This window comes from Streptomyces sp. NPDC005262, assembly GCF_042872425.1.
Lineage (GTDB): Bacteria > Actinomycetota > Actinomycetes > Streptomycetales > Streptomycetaceae > Streptomyces.
In genome coordinates, this window is sequence record NZ_JBIAKK010000011.1 from 89,184 (window position 1) to 108,016 (window position 18,833).

17 protein-coding genes and 1 pseudogene are annotated in these 18,833 nt (G+C 68.9%); 9 read left to right on the forward strand and 9 right to left on the reverse strand.

Annotated elements, in window-relative coordinates; all coding sequences use genetic code 11:
* Window positions 1-23 precede the first annotated feature (23 nt).
* From ACFYP5_RS25285 to ACFYP5_RS25325, 9 genes and pseudogenes are all read left to right on the forward strand, one after another.
* Complete coding sequence (locus tag ACFYP5_RS25285; RefSeq protein WP_389040096.1) at window positions 24-683, forward strand: TetR/AcrR family transcriptional regulator; 660 nt, start codon at window positions 24-26, stop codon at window positions 681-683.
* 644 nt (window positions 684-1,327) lie between these two features.
* On the forward strand, window positions 1,328-2,302 hold the full coding sequence (locus tag ACFYP5_RS25290) for an MFS transporter (RefSeq protein WP_389040098.1): 975 nt from the start codon (window positions 1,328-1,330) through the stop codon (window positions 2,300-2,302).
* A 363-nt stretch (window positions 2,303-2,665) separates the two neighbouring features.
* Complete coding sequence (locus ACFYP5_RS25295) at window positions 2,666-3,118, forward strand: hypothetical protein (protein ID WP_389040101.1); 453 nt, start codon at window positions 2,666-2,668, stop codon at window positions 3,116-3,118.
* Between the two features lie 13 nt (window positions 3,119-3,131).
* The gene (locus tag ACFYP5_RS25300; RefSeq protein ID WP_389040104.1) at window positions 3,132-5,426 is read left to right on the forward strand and encodes a hypothetical protein; all 2,295 of its coding nucleotides are present in this window, start codon (window positions 3,132-3,134) and stop codon (window positions 5,424-5,426) included.
* 3 nt (window positions 5,427-5,429) lie between these two features.
* Window positions 5,430-6,128 carry a hypothetical protein gene (locus tag ACFYP5_RS25305; protein WP_389040107.1) on the forward strand — a complete coding sequence of 233 codons (699 nt, stop codon included), beginning with the start codon at window positions 5,430-5,432 and terminating at the stop codon, window positions 6,126-6,128.
* A gap of 40 nt (window positions 6,129-6,168) precedes the next feature.
* Window positions 6,169-6,399, forward strand: a pseudogene (locus ACFYP5_RS25310) (serine hydrolase); the annotation flags it as partial.
* Between the two features lie 585 nt (window positions 6,400-6,984).
* A complete protein-coding gene (locus ACFYP5_RS25315; RefSeq protein WP_389040109.1) occupies window positions 6,985-8,709 on the forward strand; it encodes a stealth family protein in 1,725 nt (574 codons plus the stop codon).
* 215 nt (window positions 8,710-8,924) lie between these two features.
* Window positions 8,925-9,317: a hypothetical protein gene (locus ACFYP5_RS25320; protein WP_389040112.1), complete on the forward strand. Its 393-nt coding sequence runs from the start codon at window positions 8,925-8,927 to the stop codon at window positions 9,315-9,317.
* 87 nt (window positions 9,318-9,404) lie between these two features.
* Window positions 9,405-9,605 carry a hypothetical protein gene (locus tag ACFYP5_RS25325; RefSeq protein ID WP_389040114.1) on the forward strand — a complete coding sequence of 67 codons (201 nt, stop codon included), beginning with the start codon at window positions 9,405-9,407 and terminating at the stop codon, window positions 9,603-9,605.
* A gap of 172 nt (window positions 9,606-9,777) precedes the next feature.
* Here the strand turns inward: ACFYP5_RS25325 and ACFYP5_RS25330 are convergent, their stop codons facing one another.
* The 9 genes from ACFYP5_RS25330 to ACFYP5_RS25370 all read right to left on the reverse strand — a co-directional run bounded on the left by ACFYP5_RS25330 (window position 9,778) and on the right by ACFYP5_RS25370 (window position 18,813).
* A complete protein-coding gene (locus ACFYP5_RS25330) occupies window positions 9,778-10,839 on the reverse strand; it encodes an acetamidase/formamidase family protein (RefSeq protein ID WP_389040115.1) in 1,062 nt (353 codons plus the stop codon).
* Window positions 10,836-11,588, reverse strand: coding sequence for a cysteine hydrolase family protein (locus ACFYP5_RS25335; RefSeq protein WP_389040118.1), 753 nt, complete (start codon window positions 11,586-11,588; stop codon window positions 10,836-10,838). Before ACFYP5_RS25335 ends, ACFYP5_RS25330 begins: the two co-directional genes overlap by 4 nt.
* Window positions 11,581-13,197: an amidase gene (locus ACFYP5_RS25340; RefSeq protein ID WP_389040121.1), complete on the reverse strand. Its 1,617-nt coding sequence runs from the start codon at window positions 13,195-13,197 to the stop codon at window positions 11,581-11,583. Before ACFYP5_RS25340 ends, ACFYP5_RS25335 begins: the two co-directional genes overlap by 8 nt.
* Window positions 13,194-13,622, reverse strand: a complete 429-nt coding sequence (locus ACFYP5_RS25345; RefSeq protein WP_356498838.1) for a cupin domain-containing protein — start codon at window positions 13,620-13,622, stop codon at window positions 13,194-13,196. Before ACFYP5_RS25345 ends, ACFYP5_RS25340 begins: the two co-directional genes overlap by 4 nt.
* A gap of 40 nt (window positions 13,623-13,662) precedes the next feature.
* On the reverse strand, window positions 13,663-14,436 hold the full coding sequence (locus ACFYP5_RS25350; RefSeq protein ID WP_389040124.1) for a creatininase family protein: 774 nt from the start codon (window positions 14,434-14,436) through the stop codon (window positions 13,663-13,665).
* Between the two features lie 2 nt (window positions 14,437-14,438).
* Window positions 14,439-15,836, reverse strand: a complete 1,398-nt coding sequence (locus ACFYP5_RS25355) for an FAD-binding oxidoreductase (protein WP_389040126.1) — start codon at window positions 15,834-15,836, stop codon at window positions 14,439-14,441.
* A complete protein-coding gene (locus ACFYP5_RS25360; protein ID WP_389040128.1) occupies window positions 15,836-16,969 on the reverse strand; it encodes a hypothetical protein in 1,134 nt (377 codons plus the stop codon). The genes ACFYP5_RS25355 and ACFYP5_RS25360 overlap by 1 nt, the downstream gene beginning before the upstream one ends.
* A 90-nt stretch (window positions 16,970-17,059) precedes the next feature.
* Window positions 17,060-18,070 (reverse strand): ABC transporter permease, encoded by a 1,011-nt coding sequence (locus ACFYP5_RS25365; RefSeq protein ID WP_389040131.1) that lies wholly within the window; start codon window positions 18,068-18,070, stop codon window positions 17,060-17,062.
* Window positions 18,067-18,813 carry an ABC transporter ATP-binding protein gene (locus ACFYP5_RS25370; protein ID WP_389040134.1) on the reverse strand — a complete coding sequence of 249 codons (747 nt, stop codon included), beginning with the start codon at window positions 18,811-18,813 and terminating at the stop codon, window positions 18,067-18,069. The genes ACFYP5_RS25365 and ACFYP5_RS25370 overlap by 4 nt, the downstream gene beginning before the upstream one ends.
* Between the last annotated feature and the right edge of the window lie 20 nt (window positions 18,814-18,833).

Consider the following 18,833-nt stretch of genomic DNA (forward strand, 5'->3'; position numbering starts at 1 on the left):
CGTTTCCTTGCCACAATGGCCGCATGAGCAACACGCCCATCGGCCGCCCCGCACGGCGCGCGGAACGGCCCGCCTATGACCGTGACTCCCTCCTGGAAGTCGCGGTCGCGGTCTTCAACGAACGCGGCTACGACGGCACCGGCATGGAGGAGCTGGCCCGCCGGCTCGGTCTGAGCAAGTCCAGCATCTACCACCACGTCGCCGGCAAGGAGGAGCTGCTGTCCCTCGCCGTCACCCGTGCTCTGGACGCGCTGTTCGCCGTACTGGACGAGAGCCCGGCACCCGACACGTCGGCAACGGCCCGGCTGCGGCACGTCGTACGGCGCAGCGTCGAGGTACTGTCGGCCGAGCTCCCGTACGTCACCCTGCTGCTGCGGCTGCACGGGAACAGCGACACCGAGCGGCAGGCCCTCGCACGGCGGCGCGAGTTCGACCACCGAGTCGCGGACCTGGTCATACGCGCCATGGCCGAGGGAGGCGTACGCGACGACATCGATCCCCACCTGGCAGGTCGTCTGCTGTTCGGCACCGTGAATTCCCTCATCGAGTGGTACAGCCCCGACGGAGACCTCCCGGTGACGACTCTGGCCGACTCCCTCACGGCCGTACTGTTCGAGGGTCTGAGCCGTCAGGCGGCCACCGACGACGACCGAGGGCGGCCCTTGGGGCGGATGCCGGACTGAGGGCTCGGGCGCCGTACCCCCGAGGGGCTGATCCGCCCGGCGCGGACGGAGGCCGAGGCTCTTGGCCACCCCCACACCGCGACGCCGTCGATCGCCAGGGCCATGCTGCTGCTCCAGTCCAGCCGGCTCCAGGAGGCCCAGGACTCCGCCCAGTCCGGGCTGGAGGTCGCGGCGAAGACCGGTGGCGGCTGGGTCGTACCGGTCGGGCAGGCGGTGCTGATCCTGGTCGCGCTGCGCCGCGGCGACCTGGCGTCGGCCGCCGACTACGCGTGGCGCTGCCGGGCGGCCGTCGGCGCCGACAGCACGGTCTTCCCCTCGATCCACTTCGATTGGGGGGAGTGTCTGGTGGCCACCGCGCAGCTCGGCGCACGGCGCACGGCGGAACTGCTGACCACCACGTACGCCCATCTCCTCACCTCTCCCCAGCTGTTCGTGGAGGAGGCGGCGGCTGCGGCCTGGTTCGTCAGGCTCGCTCTGGCGGCGGACGACATGCCGCTCGCGTCGACCGTGGTGACGGCCGCCGAAAGGTTCGCGGCCGCCAACCCCGGGCGCCCCACCCTGGCCGTCGCCGCCCTGCACGCCAGGGGGTTGCTGGAGCGGGACTCCGAGGCACTGCGCCAGGCCGCGCGCGAGCACGTCAGCCCGTGCGCAGGGGCGCTCGCCGAGGAGGACCTGGGGATGCTGCTGAGCGCGCAGGAGGAGAAGAACGGCGCTCTCGGCGCCGCCGCGCTGCGGTCCGCGCTGCGGCGCTTCGTGCAGATCGGTTCGCAGGGCGACATCGAGCGTATCCGGGCCTTCATGGAGGTTTCGGCATGTTCACCCAGTTCATCGGCATCTCGTACCTGGTGCAGACACCCCACCGGATCGCGGGATACGGCTTCTCGGCCTCGGTGCTGGACGCCGCCGTGGTCTATCTGCTGCCCGGCACCGTCGCGTCGTTGATCGCCGCGCAGTTCGGCGGTGTGCTGGTCCGGCGGATCGGCGCCCGCGTCACCCTGGCCGCCGGAGCCGGGTCGGGCGTCCTGGGCTTCGGCTGGCTGGCCGTCAGCCACGGCAGTCCCGGGGGCGTCGTGGCGGCGGGGCTGCTCACCGGCATCGCGGTCAGCTTCGGCTTCGCGACCCTGCCCGCGTTCATCGTGGCGGGCGTTCCCGTCCATCAGAGCGGCATCGCGAACGGCATCAACTCGATCGCCCGGTCCCTGGGCAGTTCGCTGGGCAGCGCCGTGATCACCGCGCTGCTGAGCGCCCGCCTGCTGACCGGCCTTCCCCCCCGGTACGCCCGCGGTGCCCTCCGAGGGCCAGTACACGCTCTCCTTCGCTCTTGGCGCCGCCGCCTTCGCACTGGTCGCCCTCATCGCTCTCACCGGTCTGCGGATCGAGGCCGTCCCGCACCACAAGGTCGTACGGCCCGCAGCGGCGGGTGGCCGGACTCCCGATGGGACCCGCCCGACGCCGGGCCCACGGCACCGGGCCCGCCGCAATTCGGGACACATAGCCGGGGCGCGGACATCGGCGTGCTCCGGGCGACCTGCTCAAGCGCGTGCCGTCCGGAAGTCCGGGCGCGGGACCTCGGGCCGGCCCGCGCAGACCACTTCGAAGGCCACCACGGGGGAGGTTGAAGACCAAGCCAGTGCTGCTCCGCATGTTCGCGAAGGATCAGGCTGCCTGTTTGAGCGAGATGCCCTCGTAGGTCCAGCGGAACGAGCGGGCGTGTTCGTTCCGCTGGATCATCCAAGTGTCCATCTTTCCGATCAGGTCGTCCCGGCTGGTGCGGAGCTGAGAGCCCGGGGAAAGAGGACAAGCTCATGAACCTCCCGGCTGGCACGGACGCTCTTGGTTGTGAAACCCGCCCACCAGGAACTTCATCAGTTCGTATAGCCCACCAACGGCCGGCCCATGCCGTCCGGCCCGAACGGGCTCCTTGATACGTTGGCATGTGCACGGACCTTCTGATCGCGCATACCGGGGGAGCTGGCTGACGCGTGGCATGGGACGAGTGGCAACAGGCAAAGGCCGAGGTTGCCGCGAACGGCAGCGCGGTGCAGATGCAACTGAACCAGGCGGCTGCCTCCGGTGGCGGTGGCGCCCAGCAGGATCTGGTGGTCCACAACGACCAGATGGGGAAGCTCGGCAACCTGGCATACACGCTGCGGGAGGGTCTGCGCGTGGACGCGGATCATGCCCGTCAGAACACCTTCGACGCCTCCATCGAGCTCTTCAATGACGGTCTGGCCATGGGCTCCGCCCTCACGGAACTGCACGACGCGTGGAACACCCAGGTCGGCACGCTCAAAGAAGCATGCGCGCACATCTCCAACCACCTCGACTACTCGCGGGAACAGCACGTCAAGGACGAGGTGCAGATCGCGACCGAGATGCGCAATGTGGCGGGGAAGTCCATGACCCAGTCGCGCATACAGGACTACTGGAAGTAGAAGGGGGAGCAGCATGCTGAAGGTCTCGGAACTGCTCAACCTGCGCCTCGGGAAGCTGCAGTCGGCGGTGACCGACTGGGGGCAGATGGTCTCCAAGCTCCAGTCCCTGGCCACGGGCGAAGGCTCCGCGGGCACCGGTGGCGTGAATGCCTCGGAGCTCAGGGTGCAGGCGGAAAGTGCTGAATGGGAAGGGCTGAACGCCAGTGTGACGCGGCAGTTCGTCACCAAGACAGCGGCGGAGTTCGCCGATGTGGTGACCGAGGCGCGCAGCGTGCACAAGATCCTGCAGGACTCCCACGACGATCTCAAGAAGCACAAGGAAGACCTTCAGACCACCATCGACCGGTGGGCGAAGCACAACGTGCATATAAACGAGAACGGCGGGGCGGTCAGCTCCGTGCCGTCCGGTGCGGCGGCCGGCGCGGCGAAGATCGAGCCGGCGACGCAGGAGGAGGTCGACGGGGCTGCCGCCGAGGTGGGCCGGATCCTGTCGGCGGTGGACGAGATCGACAGGATCGCCGCACGTGCGCTGCGTCAACACGCGGCAGGGAAGTACAACTTCAGCGAGACCGGCTACAAGGGCCTGGCGGACGCAGACCGCAAACAGGGCATCGAGGACGCGGATGCGCTGCTGAAGCTCGCGGCCAAGGCCGACAGGATGACCGACGCGCAGCTGAAGCACTTCAACGAGGTCGCCAAGTACCAACGGGACAATCCGGCTTTCGCCGAACGTTTCGCAACGAAGCTGGGGCCGGAAGGCACGCTTGAGTTCTGGCGCAGCCTTGCCGATCCCGGCCACGGTGACGCCCCGACCGGGAACCGCGCGAAGATCCTGGCCACGGTGCAGGACAATCTCGGCCTGACGCTGGCCACCGCGTCGCGCTCCGACTCTGCCGCCATCCAGGAATGGAAGGACGGGATCATCGCCGCGGGCGATGACCGGATCAAGCACCCGGGGATCATGAGCGCGCCGTACGGATACCAGGTCATGAGCAGTCTGATGACCAAGGGGAAGTGGGACGGTGCCTTCCTCAACAACTACGGCGACAGTCTGATCGCGTTCGAACGCAGCGACAAGCGGGCCGGCCCGGACTGGGTCTGGGGCAACCCGGGCCACACGGCACAGCTCGACTACCCCCCGAACACGAACAAGCCGGAAAATGACCCGGTCGCCGGGTTCATGGAGGCGCTGGGACACAACCCCGAGGCTTCCCTGGACTTCTTCAACGGATCGTCCGGCACGGGTGCGAAGGACGACCTGGACACGGTCAGCAACTGGGATTATCTGGTCGACAAAGACACCAAGGACGCCCGCACCTGGCCGCTCGACGACGACGGCAAGACGACCGGCTACACGAACCTCGGGCACGCCCTGGAGTCGGCAACCCTCGGGTACGCGCACGATGCCTCGCCGCCCTCGATTCCAGAGCTGGGCTCCGAGGCACAGAACGCGGCGCGCGACGAGCGGACCGAACTCATGGAGAAGGTCGTCGACCATTACAAGACCGCCGACGCGATCGAGAAGCAGGACGGAATCCGCGACAGCCTGACCAACATGGCGGCAGGCCACATCGACAGCTTGAACTACTCCATGGACAACACGGGCGGTAGTGGCGATCTCGTCGATCGAGACGGGCTGTTCGGGAAGGACGCCCATCGTCTCCGCGATTTCGGCGAGACAGGCAGCATGCAGTTCATGCGGGCGCTGGGAGGAGACGAGGGTTCGCACGCGACCCTCTCGGTGGCCCAACAGGTTTATGGTTCGAGCCTCATGGAGGCTCAAGGCAACGACAGCGACTCCGCTGTCGCGGCCGGCCTGCACAGTGTCAAGATGCACGGCATGCTGGACGAATCCCGCATCGAGGCCATAGGCAAGGAATTCGCGGACGACAAGACCGAACGCAACCTGAAGCTGGAAAAACAGGGCGCCTGGCGCGACTTCGCCGCCGAGGCCACGATCGGCGTTGCAGTGGGTGCCGCAACGGCAGCGATAGTTCCTGCTGGACCGGTAGCCGTGGTTGCTGTTCCGCTGGCCATCGAGACCATCGGCGGTGCTGCCAACACACAATTCGGCAACGAAACAATGCAGTGGCTCAAGGACCACGAGTTCGAGAACCACGACGAAGCAGCCCAGGGCATCGACAAGGCAAAGGCTGAAGGGCGGCAGAACGCGATGGGGCCCCTCCTCAACTACGTGGAAGCACACAATATGGAGAGCGGTGAGGTCCGCACGCTGATGGGGACGGCCGAGGACACGTACAACAGGGGCGGACGGCTCAGCGACACCGACGACGCCCGGGGGTGGTGACCGATGAGGAAGCGTGTCTGCATTCTCCTGCTGTGTTCCTTGGCTCTCGGGGCCGGCGCCTGCTCGGAAACGACAAACGATACGGACGCGGATTCAGCCGCCGCCCAGCGCGGGACATGCGAGGAGCTCTTCGGTGCGTCGGGTCTGAAAGAGATCGACCGCGGGATCGAAGGATCCGACGAACTGCGTTTCAAAAGCCCGGTCTCCCTGGCCGAGGCCCGTGCGCGCCACCACGATCAAGTCCGGAAGTGGACACCCAAGAGCAAACTCACCCCGTACGTCGAGTCGAATGTTTGTATGATCCGGACGAATGTGTCCACAGGAACGCAGATCGGCCTCATATACAAACCGTCCCTCTTCCCTTTCGACACCTCTTTCGAAAAAGAAACCAAGAACGCAATAATTCCGGATCCACACCTGACCGAGGTAAATCCGGATGTGAAGATCGTTCACGGTATCGATAAATACAGAGAAGCCAGATACCAGGTCTACGTGCAGTGCAGGATACCGGGCACCGCGGCAGGGCAGGAGCGCGAAGTTCCCCTGATGGGTGAGCTGACCGACACGCTCACCGACAGCCTGAGCCTTCGAGGCCATCTCTCGCTCCTGCTGCATTCGGCACGCGTCATGGCGAACACGCTCAACTGCCAGAACAAGCCCGTCGTACCCAGCACGCTGCCCGCTTCGGCAGGGGTCTCCTGAGGACTCTTGACACGATCCGGTCGGCATGGAGCGGCTGGTCATCCTCGACGACCTCGGCGTCCTCCAGCGCCACATGCTCGCCGCCGCCCCAAGGCCAGCCGGGTCCGGTCCCGCCTGGACCACGGAGTCACTGACCGTCCAGACCGGCAGTTTGGAACCCGAACGCGGCCTGTGCTGGCAACCAGCCCCCGGCAGTGACTCCACAGACGACATCGGGGTCCGCTACGGCTTCACCGGCACCGGCATATGGATCTCACCCCGACAGCACCGGCTGAACTGCGGAGCGCCCACGGGGGAGCCCGGGAGGCGCCCACAGCCGCGCGCAAACTCGCTCACGCGATGACACCCGAGAACGAGGCCATGTCCCGAGAACGCCTGGGGGTGGGAGAAATCCGGGAGATGATCTTCAACCAGAGGCCCACCAAAGCCACCCGAGACCAAGCCACCGCAAGTCCCTGACCAAGCCCCAACGATGCGGGCCCCGTGTCAGCGATGCGCCACTGCCGGGCCGCTTGTGTGTGAAGCCCAGACTGACGGCCGAGCGCATGTCGTGCTGCCTTCGGCCCCAGGCAGTCTCGTGAGTGGTGTGACGGACTCCACGTTCCCGGAATGGTTGTACGACCTAAGGCGACTCTTTGGCAGAGAATCCATCACGTCTCCCTCACGCTTCCCGCTCCAGCATTCGCCCCGGCCGAACAGCCGTCCGACCGACATAACCTGAGGCGGTCCCTCACGGCACCTGCGTCACCTGACGCCTCAGTGGTGACCCCATGTCGGGTAGGCCACCCGCCGCAGACGAAGCGCCGCCGCCTGGAGGCGCGACGCGGCCCGCCCCGCTCCACAGATCGGACACACAATGGCGACGCCCAGACCCCGTTTGTCCCGCTTCCGCCGAGACACACGGCGGCAGCCCGCACCCGAGGTCACCACGGTGGACCGGCGTGGCAGGCTCCTGGCGGGTGACCCGTCACTGGCCGAGTTGACGACCGACGGGCGCACCTGGGTAGGACGGCGTGTGACGAGCCTGGAGGAGGGACGGGCGGCCGAGCGCAACCTCCGGCTCGTCACGGCCGCCCTTGAACACGGTGGCGTCGAATACTTCATGGTGCCCGGACGCTCCGTACAGCGATACGTCGTCGGGATCCGGCTCGCCGACCGCAAGGCCCTGCTGAGCTCCCTGCGAGAGCTGTACGCCGGTACCGCACTGTATGCGGCGGAGCCCGTCTCGGACATCTGGCCCGCCAACGCGGCGCTATACGCCGAAGGCGCACTGCCCACGGAACTCAAGCGGCGCCCGGTCATACGGTTCGGCGAGATCCTCCTCGGCCCTTCGGGCCAGGTTCTCGCCGGGCTCGTCCGAGGCTGCGACGTGGAGTTCTGGCGGGACGGCGGCCTGCTCCACGAGCAGCGTGAACAGGGCGACGCCCGTGCCACCGAGCTGCTCGGCAGCCTCCGCTTCCAGGCGCCGCCCGCACTCCTCGATGGCGCGCTGGTGGGCCCCCGCCCCAACGCGGTCTCCGACGTCGTACCGGCCGAGGCCCAGAAGCCCGCCACCCGGACAATCCGGGGCACAGACCACCCCACGTTCGCCGATTTCACCGAACCCGGCATCGACACCGTCACTTTCCCCCTGGACGTCGTCTACACATGGGTGGACGGCGACGACCCCGCTCTGGCCGCAAAGCGCGAGGCCCACCGCACCGGCCGAGCACCCGACGCGCAGTCCCGTGAGGCGGGCGCCTCCCGCTACACCAGCCACGACGAGCTCAAGTACTCACTGCGTTCACTGGAGATGTACGCGCCGTTCGTGCGGAACATCTACATCGTCACCGACGGCCAGAGCCCCTCATGGCTGGACACCGCGGCGCCCGGCATCCGAGTCGTCGACCACAAGGAGATATTCAGCGACCCGGACGCACTCCCCGTCTTCAACTCCCACGCCATCGGCACCCAGTTGCACCACATCGACGGGCTCTCCGAGCAGTACCTGTACTTCAACGACGACGTCTTCCTGGGCCGCCCGGTCACGCCAGGACACTTCTTCCACGGCAACGGCATCGCCAAGGTGCCCTTCTCGCCCGCCCAACTCGGCCTCGGGGCACCGCATCCTGACGAACCGGCCCCCAATTCGGCGGGCAAGAACGTCCGGCGCCTGCTGCAGGGGAATCATGGACGCATGACAGTGAACAAGTTCGCGCACGCCCCGCATCCTCAACTCCGCTCAGTGATGCGCGAAATAGAGGAGCGCTACGCGGAGGACGTCGACCGCACCAGCAGGTCCCGGTTCCGCGCCCCCACCGACATCGCCATGGGAGCCTCGTTCCATCACCATCAGGCGTTCCTCACCGGCCGAGCGGTGCCCGCGACGTACAAGGCACGTTACGTGGACGTGGCCCGGGGAGACGCGGACGAACGGCTCGCCGAACTCCTGACGAACCGCCGCTTCGACTTCTTCTGCCTCAACGACGTCAACACCCCCTCCGAGCAGCAGGAAGAGATCCACCAAAAGATCCATGCCTTCCTGGAAGGCTACTTCCCCTTCCCCAGCCGCTTCGAGCGCACCACCGTCACAAACACCTGACGGCACCCACGTCGCACCGCGAGATCAGTCAGGGCGGTCACCGGTCTGTGCCGGATGCCGGGGCGCCGAGGTGAGCACTGGTGCCCGTCGAACAGCGCGGCCTGCCCGAAACCGGATCAGCGGCCCCGGTAGTCGCTGGCTGGTCCCGGTGTCGCGTCAATGGTGGTATTTTCTGCCGCCGATTGACCTTGCCCACGACACCTCAGGGGGACCCGATGACCACTCCGCCGCCGCCCGGCCAGAACCCGTACAGACAACCCGCCGCGCCGGTCCCCGCCCGCCGCTGGAGCGTCAGGCGCGTCCTCAGGGGAGTCGTCAGCGTCGTCGTGGTCGGGGTCGTCGTATACGGCGGCTACACGACCTGGTTCGGGGGCGCCGCGACCGCCGACGCGGGTGATTGCCTGCACGCCGGCAACGCGGCGGCCACCGCGGTGATATCCGTCGGCGATCCCGAGTTCGAGATCGTGGACTGCGGCACACCCGAAGCCCAGTTCAAGGTCGCCGGCCGCGCCTCCGGCACGGACGGAACCTGCGACGACCAGTACCAGCGCTACACCCAGGGCGGCGCGGGCCGGGACTTCACCCTCTGCCTCGAACCCCTCAAGTGAGCCCTCACGCAACGGGGTGAGGTTCCTGGCGCCGCTCCGCGCGTCGTCAGGTGACACCTCGGCGCCGAGGGGAGCGATCTGGCCGCGATGGTGGTCGACTCCCACGCGGGCGAGCGTGCCGCGGCGAGCGTCATCGGTGGCCGCCCCTTCATCGCGCTCGACTCACTCGTCCCCGGCAAGGTGCACGGCCGGATCGGCGTGCGCCAACTCGACTTGCTGCGCGCGGTACTGGCCGTACCCGCGCCCCACGGGTCCGTGGTGGTCCTCCACCACCCGCCGGTTACGTAGACCCGCGGCCCGTTCGTACCGTCACCGCAGGAGATCCGCTCCCACGCCTCGTCCGGGGCACCGGTCAGGACATGGTCGATGATCAGGACAGTCCCGTCGGACGCCCGGGCGGGAGAAGTCGAGACCTGAGATCCAGGCTCGCTCCCCCTGGCGGAGTGCGAGCCGTGTGCCGTCAGAAGGTCAGGTCCGCCTTGGAAATGCGGCAGTGGACGCCCTTGACGATGTCGACCACCTGGGAGACCTGGAAGTCGGCGGCCGCGCTGAGGTAGGCGAGGGCAACCGGGCCAGGGACGGAGAAGCGCTCGTCGAGGAGGGTGAGGGCATCGCGTACGGCATGGCGCATCGCCTCGTCGAGGTCGGTGTCCAGGCCCATGACGATGTGCTCGGTGTCGGTCTCGGCGAAGGGGGCGCGCAGGCGGGATGCGAGTCGCCGTAGGGCGGGGTCGCGGAGGACGGTGAGGCGGAGGGTCGCGCGCAGAGGGGCTTCGAAGGCGGTGAGGGCCACTTCGCCGTCGCCCTGGGAGAAGTGCGGGTCGCCGGCGTAGAAGAGGGCGCCCTCGACGGCAACGGGGAGGAAGAGGCGGGCGCCGACGCCGAGGTGGCGTACGTCGAGATTGCCTCCGTGCGGGCCGGGAGGCACCGAGTGGACCGGGGCTTCGGTGTCGGGGGAGGTGCCCATGATGCCGAGGAAAGGACGGAGCGGGAAGCGGATGTCGCGACCGTCGCCCACGGGGAGGCGGCCACGGCCGTCGCCGTCGACGGTGGCGACCAGACTGACCGGGTCGGGGCCGGGGCCCTGGGGGTATTCGCCGGGGAGTGCGCCCTTGCCATGACGGTTGCTGATCACGCCGTAGGGGGCGCGGCGGCGCAGGCGGAGGACTTCCACTTCGAGTACGTCGCCGGGCTCGGCCCCCTGGATGTGGACGGGTCCTGTGACAACGTGCGGGCCGTGGGCGGCGGGGTCGTGAAGGCGGGTGGAAGCGGCGAGTTCGGCCGTGTCGTGGAGGATGCCGTGGATGCCGGCGGCGGCGAAGAAGGCGGCCGGGTCGCTGCCCTGGTCGGCGAGGATGCCCTCGTGGCTGATCGTGTCGAGGGTGACGCTCGCGCCTGAAGGCACCGAAAGGGACGGCTTGGAAAGGGCGTTGGGAATCAGGCCCCAGTGGACCGCGGCCGGGTCGGCGGGGAGGTAGTGGTCGCCGTCGACGGGGCCCCGGTGGGGCTGGAGGAGGGTCACAGGGCTTCCTCGAGGTCGGCGGCGGTGAGAGTCAAGCCGAAGCACTGGCGGACGTTGTAGAGGGTGGCGTCCATGCAGTACGCGGGTGAGGTGGTGGCCACCGCGTCCTCCAGCATCAGCACGTCGTAGCCGAGGCTCGCTGCGTCCATGAGGGTGGCGAGGACGCACTGGTCGGCGTTGACTCCGGCGAAGAGGAGCGTGTCGGCGCGGAGATTGCGCAGGACGCTGTCGAGTTCGGTGTCCTGGAAGCCGCTCATGCGGTACTTGGCGATGTTCAGGTCGCCGGGTGCCGCAAAGAGGGGTGCGGTGATACCGGCGGACGCGCTCTCGCGTTCCAGGACCCTGGCCCCGGTGGGCAGTTGGGAACCGAGGCCGCCTCCGGTTCCCTCCCGGTCGTAGACGTGGAGGACGCCGGGCGGGAGGTTCGCACGGTCGGGGCGGTTGCCCCAGTTGAGCCAGACGACGGGGACGTCGGCCGCCCGGAGGGCGGGGAGGAGCCGCTGGAGTACGGGGATGGGGGTGCGGGCCGGGGACACGTCCACGCCGATCGAGGCCAGCCAGCCGTCGGGCGAGCAGAAGTCGTTCTGCATGTCTATGACGACGATCGCGGTTGAGGCCAGGTCGAGCGTCAGGATTTGGGGCTGAGCCTCCACGGTCACGGGGCAGGCCGGGCGCGGCGGGCGGCGAAGGTCGACATGTGTGGCGTCCGCGCGCCAGGAGTTGCGGAAGTTGGGGCCGATTTCATGCATGGGTCAGCTCCAGGAGGGCGTGGTCCGTGCCCGGTGCGCCGATCGCGCAGAGGCCGACCGGGAGGTCGCGGGCCCTCAGCCGGGGCATGGCGACGGCGGGCAGCCCGGCGAGCGAGGCAGGGCAGGTGAGGCGGAGGGTTGCGGCTCGTACGGTCTCGACCTCGGCCGGTGTCGCATCGGCGCGGGGGGCCGGGCTGCTCGTGGCGGGGAGAAGGAGCGTGGTGCCGGGCGGGAGGGCTTCGACGATGACCGAACGGGCGGACAGGAGCCCGGAGGTGGCGTCACGCACTTCACCCTCCGCGACCAGGCTCCCCACGGCGAACCGGGCCTCGATGTCGGCCCCCAGCGCGCCTGGGTGCTTCTCGATCCACTCCCCGTGCGTGGCCCACGCCTCGGCCGCCTGGACGGTACGGAAGGCGTGCAGCCACTCCTCCAGGTGTGGGGCCATGCCGGTGTCGGTCCGTACGAGTGCCAGGCCGATACGGAGGGAGAGCGCCCGGCATGCCGCCTCGAAGGATGCCTGGACCTCGGGTTCGGCGAGCGCGGTGAGGACGTCGTCGACCAGAAGCGTCGTCATCGGGGCTTCGTCGTCCCGGGGCAGGAGCACCTTCGCCGCTGTACGCAGCAGGTAGGGGTCCCGAGCAAGCAGTCCCACCGTGTCGAAGGACGGGGCCAGCGGGAGCAGGCCGCCGGTGGGGACGGCTCCGTGGGTGGGGCGCCAGCCGTACAGGCCGCAGTAGGAGGCGGGGACCCGGATCGAGCCCGCGGTGTCCGTGGCCAGCCCCAGATCCGCCCAACCGCGGGCGACCGCCGCCGCCGGGCCGCTGCTGGAACCGCCGGTGATCCGGCCGGGGCCAGCGGGGTTGACGGGGGTGCCGTAGTGGATGTTGGTCCCGGCGAGACTGTAGGCGAGTTCGTCGGTTTGGGCGATCCCGGCGAGCTCAGCGCCCGCGCTGAGCAATTCCCTTACTGCGTCCGCATGTCGGGACTCCATCAGCGCATCGGCCAGCCACTGCGGGTTGCCTCCGCCGATCCGCTGTCCGGCAACGGCGAAGACGTCCTTGATGGCAGTACGTACACCCGCGAGCGGCCCCGCCTCCGCCCCGGCGACCAGCGGCTCGCCCACGACCCGCCACACCGCGGGGTCCGGAGCCTCGTCGGCCACCGGAGCCGGCACCGCGCTGACGTGCGCGGCCGCGATCCGCCAGCCCTCCGCCGTCAGCCGCCACACCTGAGTCTGCATCCCACGCGACCCGCCGTCCCGCAGCGTTTCGGCGGACAGTACGGCGACGTCCTCGGCGATCCGCACCTCGTGGACGCGCTCGACCGTACGGGCCGGGGCTCCCCCGCTGCGGCCGCGACGGAAGTCCGAGATGGCAGCGTGCCCGCTCAGCACCATGGAACCCTCGGCGCGCACCGTGTCCGGAGCGTCCAGGAACCAGTGGTCGAGGCCCGCCACGTCATTGGCCCCGAGGGCCTGTTCGTACGACCAGAAGGCGTCGAGGAGTTCGCTGCGGTTCGCTCCGCGAGGGCGGTGGGGCGTGGCGGGCCGGCCTGCTTGTCCGGCCGGGGGTCCGGGGGTTGCCCCCCGGGAAGGCACAGTGCTCATCGGGCGGCTCCGAGGACGGCCAGGTCCGCGTCGTCGAGCACCGCGAAGGGGCCGCGCTGGATCAGATCGGCGAAGCCCTCGTCGGGGGACATGACCGTGAGGGTGTAGAGACGCTCGGTGGCCGAGGTGTTGGTGATCCGGTGCTTGGAGCCGAGGGGCAGGACGAGGACATCACCTGGTGCGAGGTCGCGTTCGTGCTCATCGCTGACCGCGCGGCCCTCGCCCGCGAGCACCACGAACGTCTCCACGGACTCGGGGTGCCAGTTGAGCGGCTGGGCGCCGCCCGGCTCCCACACCTCGAAGACGACGGTGGTCGGTGAGCCGTCGGTCGGTCCGGTGAGGACGGCGAGCTTGACCGTGTCGCCTTCGGTGATGTGGTGGGCGGTGATCTCACGGAGCGGTTTGTGGAGCGGGGGGATGGCCATGGCGGGTGTCCTCGGCGTCAGGCGTTCAGGAAGAAGGCGGTCAGGCGGAAGGCAGGAAGCGGGCGCATTCGCGCAGTGCGGCCGCGTTGTTGGCGATGGCGGTGTCGACGAGCTTGCGACCGAGTTCGGGCGTGGCTCCGGTGGGGTCGCCGATAACGCCGTTGCCTGTACCGAAGTCGTCGCTCGTCCAGCCGAAGGAGACGGACTTGCCGAAGCCGATGTGCTCGTAGGCGGTCAGGTGCTCGGGGACACTCCGCTCGGTCAGCGACATGTCCACCGTCTCCGGGTGGAGGTGGAGCATCGCCGCAGTCTCGTTCAGCCCGCCGTGCACCCCCAGACCCAGCTCGCCGGACGGGGACGCGCCGCCCTGGTCCGCAGGGAGCACGGCGTGCAGCAGGAAGGTGAACAAACCGTATTTGGTGCGGAGTTCGCGCAGAGCGACTCCCAGCAGCGCACTGTTGCCGCCGTGCGCGTTGAGGAACGCGAGCCGCCGGACGGGCCCCATGGCGAGAGAGCGTCCCAGGTCGTCCAGTACCGCGAAGAGCGTCGAGGCGCTGAGCCACAGCGTACCGGGCGACCAGGCGTGTTCGTCGGACTTGGTGTACGCAAGGCCCGGCAGCAGCGTGATGTCACAGCTGTCGGATGCGGCCAGGGCCGCGCCCCCCGCTATCGCCTCCGCCATGAAGTAGTCGGTGGCGACGGGAAGATGGGGTCCGTGCTGTTCGATCGCGCCTACGGGAAGGACGGCCACAGTGTCGGCGGACAGGTCGGTGACCGACGGTCCGCTGAGGTCGGTGAAGCGGTTGAAGGCCACGGTCAGCGCGCTCCCAGGAGGTGGCCGGGGTTGAGCAGCCCCAGCGGATCGACGGTGCGGGCGGTGGCACGGACGAGGTCGAGGCGCCGGTCGACGTACCAGTTGTGGACGTCATGGACTCCTACGCCCAGTGCCTCCAGGGCGGCGATCCCCTCGTACACAGTGGCTTCGTCCTGGTAGTGCGCCATCAGCATGCCGACGGTCCCCGAGCGCATCCCCTCCAGGTGCAGCACCGTGCCGGGGAAGACGGCCCTGACCGCCGCCGGGTCGCCGAGCAGTACGTCGCCGCCGATCTCCAGGTGGAAGTAGCCGTCCCTGGCCTTCATCAGGTGGTACGTGGGGTGGTTGAAGGAGAGGGAGGAGACGAGGGCGGGGCCGCGCGGGGCGGGACGTACCTCCGTCACCCGGCCGCCGTGACTCTCGACGATCGCCCGGGCAGCGTCCCCGGCCTGCTCCTCGATGATCGCGCGGACGCTCAGCGCGGCCGGGTCGAGGGCCGGGTCGGCCTCGAAGGTCTCGACGAGGCCGGGCTCGTCGAGGGAGACCAGGCGCGGGGCGGGCTCCAGGCGTACGAGGTCGCCGAGCGCGGCGGTGGCGGAGTTCCACGTACCGAAGGAGGCGAAGAGACCGGTCCAGACGCGGGCCGGCTGAAGTGCGACGGTCGCGGTCGTGGTGATGCCAGTGGTGCCGTAGGCGTGGATGTACGGGAGTGCTTCCTCGCCGCGTACGATGAAGGGCTCGGCCTCCGCTGTGCACGGGACGACGGTCAACTCCCGCACAAAGCCATCCCCGTTGGTGCCGTTGGCGAGCGATCCCGTGCCGCCGTTCCCACCAGAGAGGAAGCCACCGAGCGATGTCCCGAAGGTGGAGGGGAACATCCACAGCTCCTGGCCCAGCGTGCGCGCATGCGCCTCCAGGTCGGACATCTTTGCGCCCGCCTCGGCCCTGATCCACCCGTCGCCCGCGCCCAGGATGCGTCCGCATCCGGTGAGGTCGAGTACTGCGCCGCCGTGGAGCGGGATCGCCTGGCCGTAGTTGCCGGTGCCTTTGCCGCGCGGGGTGAGCGGGATGCGCAGGCGGTGGGCGAGGGCGACGAGGGGCTGGATCTGCTCGTACGACGACGGGCGCAGCACCACCTCGGCGCGACCGGCGGGGAGCTTGGCGGCGAGGATCGGCGACATGTGCGCCCAGTCGCGGGACGCCTTGTCGAGGGCGGAGTCCTCGCGTACGACGGCATCCTCGCCCAGCAATGCGGCAGCCTCTGCACAGAATGCGTCGATGCCGCGGGTGCGGTGCGTGGCACCTGGGCGGACGCCCAGCAGCGCGTCGTCCACGACAAGTTCGGTCATCCGGCGCAGTTCGGCGGCGGACAGGGTCGTGCCCTTGGGGTCTACGGCCATCACTTCATTCCGATCTTGGTGTCGATGAATTCGTTGGTCGCCAGGTCGTCGGCGCTCAGCCCGGCCGGTATCTTGACGCCGCCCTTGGTGAAGATCGGTCCGAAGGTCTTCAGGGAGTCGACGACGCGCTTCTCGTCGAAGCTCGCGATCGATCCGTCGGCCTCATTGCCGAGGATGCCGAGCCTGACCATCTCCTTGGCGGCGTACCGGCCGGTGCCCTTGGAGTAGACCCAGCTTGTGCCGTACTGCTTCACGATGTCGTCGATGAGCGTGATCGCTGTGTCCGGTGCGGCGGCGAAGTCGGCGGCCGACTGCTGGATGACGGGGACCAGCTTCGTCAGGCAGGGGCTGAGCTTCTTCAGCGCACCGGTGCGCACGGAGAGTGCCTGCGGGTAGACGGTGTAGCCGACATCGGCCAGCAGCTGGAACTTGACCGGCTTCTTCCAGGCGGCGATCTCGTGCTCGTAGAGGTACGGTTCCGCGGTCGCGAAGCCCTGCTGCGCGATGGAGGGGTCGGCGACGAAGCGGGATGGTGAGCTGTCGTAACTCCCGTCCAGCTGGCTCTTCTTGATGAGCCCCTTCGCCACCAGCATGGGGGCGAAGACCTCGCCGTCGCGGTAGACGACCTTGGCGCCGCTCTTGCCGATGTCGGCGACGGTCTTCCAGCCCGGGTGGGTCTTGGGGTCCCACATCAGGACCTGAGGACTCTTCTTCATCAGCGCGGCGACCGCGGTGACGGGCTGCTTGCCCGCTGTCTGGATGGCGCTGTCGGTGGTGACCATGCCGAGGGTGATGGACTGGTCGATGTACATCTCCGAGGCGGGGGTCTGGTACCCGACGGCCGAACCGCCCGCCCGTACCTGGATCTTGACGCCGGTGTCCTTGCCGCCGGTGACGAGGGGACCGGTGACCAGCTTCTTGTCGGTGTCGACGGTGTAGCCGGGGCCGACGAGGTTGTAGATCGGACCGTGTTCGGCCTCGGGCTCCCAGTCGGCCTGGACGACGACGGTGGCGGGACAGACCTTGTTGAGGCGCTGGGCAGCGGGGGCGGGCTCGAGGTCGGCGGACGAACCGGCGGCGGTGGTGGCGCCGGCGCCGCAGCCGGTGGCGGCAAGGAGGAGCGAGGAGCTCAATCCTGCAACAAGGCTTCTTCTGGCGGCATTTGGCATGACTGTCTCCCGGAAGGGGCTGTGACGAGGAAGCGGAGAGGGGGTGGGGCCGGCTCAGCTGCGGCCGGACGCGTGCCAGGAGCCGACGGCGAGGCGGGACAGGAAAGTGAAGAGCGCGAAGACGACGACCCCGAAGAGGGAGGCGAGGATGATCGCAGCGAAGAGGTCCTCGGACTGGAGCCGTGAGCGGTAGACGTCGAGGAGGGTGCCGATACCGGGCGCGCCCTGCTTGAAGAACATGTCGCCGACGATCGCGCCGATGACCGAGAGCCCGGAGGAGGTGCGCAGCCCGGTGAAGATGGCGGGGAGCGCCGCGGGCAGTTCCAGCTTGCGCAGGCGGGCCCAGCCGCTCGCCTTCTGGAGAGTGAAAAGGTCGTGGTGGGCGCGGTCCACGGACTGCAGTCCGAAGAGGGTGTTGGCGATCAGCGGGAAAAGGGCGATGAGAACACAGACCACGACCCGGCTGGTGAAGCCGAAGCCGAACCAGAGGCCGATGAGGGGGACGATGGCGAGGATCGGAACAGTCTGCAGGATGACGGCGTACGGATAGAGGGAGCGCTCCAGCCAGCGGGCACGGCTCATCACGACGGCCCCGGTGATACCGAGGGCGGCGGCGATGGCGAGTCCGGCGAGGGCGACCTGCCCGGTGAGGGCGAGGGCCTGGAGCATGGGCTGGAAGTGGGTCCAGTCGAGGACGGCGACCTGGAGGACTTGGTGCGGGGGCGGTACGAGGAAGCGGCGGGCGGGGGCGAGGAGCAGGTAACTCACCGCGTACCAGAGGCCGATGGCGATGGCGAGCGAGCCGATGGGGGCGAGCGGCGCGACAGGGCTGCGGCGTGTACGGACGGACGCCTCGGCGGCCGGGAAAGTCTCGGCCGTGGAGTCGGCGACAGCGTCGGACTGGTGCACGGGGGTCTTCCCCTCGTGGGCCGGAGCGGCACCGCTCGAACCGGTGAGGGCCGGTTCGGACGCGGCAGACGGTTCGCTGCTCGGGCCGACGGTGACCGAGGCGGCCGTGGTTGCGTGGGCAGTCGGCGCTTCGGCGGCCGGGGTGTTCGCGGTCACTGGGCGACTCCTCGCAGGGCCCCGGAGACCGCGCCCGCGATCGCGGCGAACTCCGGTTCGTAGCGGAGGGAAGCGGGCCTGGGGTGGGCGAACGGGACCTCGAATTCGGCGGTGATGCGTCCAGGTCGGGCCGACATCACCACGACCCGGTTGGCCAGGAAGACCGCCTCGGTCACCGAGTGCGTGATGAAGAGAGCCGCGAACCCCGTCTCGCCGAAGATCCGCTGGAGCTCTTCCTGCATACGAAGCCGGGTCATCTCGTCCAGCGCGCCGAAAGGTTCGTCGAAGAGGAAGAGCGCGGGGCGCATCATCAGCGCGCGGGCCAGCGAGACCCGCATCCGCATCCCGCCCGAGAGCTGTCTCGGCAACTGCTCCTCAAAGCCCTCGAGGCCAACGAGACGGATGGCGTCCATGGCGCGCTCGTGCCGTTCGGCCTTGGGACGGCCGGCCAGTTCGGCCGGCAGCGCCACATTGGCGAGGACGCTGCGCCAGGGCAGCAGGGTAGCGTCCTGGAAGACGTAACCGATGTCCCCGCCCGGGGTGCTGATCTCGCCCGCGCTGGGGGCATCGAGACCCGAGGCGAGCCGCAGCAGGGTGGACTTGCCGCAACCGGAGGGGCCGACGACCACGGCGAACTCGCCTGCGCCGACGTGGAGTTCCACTCCCGAGAGCACGGTGGTCCCGCGGTCGAAACGCTTGTCGACGGCTACGAAGCTCAGCGCCGTCTGCACTGCTGTCGCCACGTCAACTCCTTCCTGTGGGC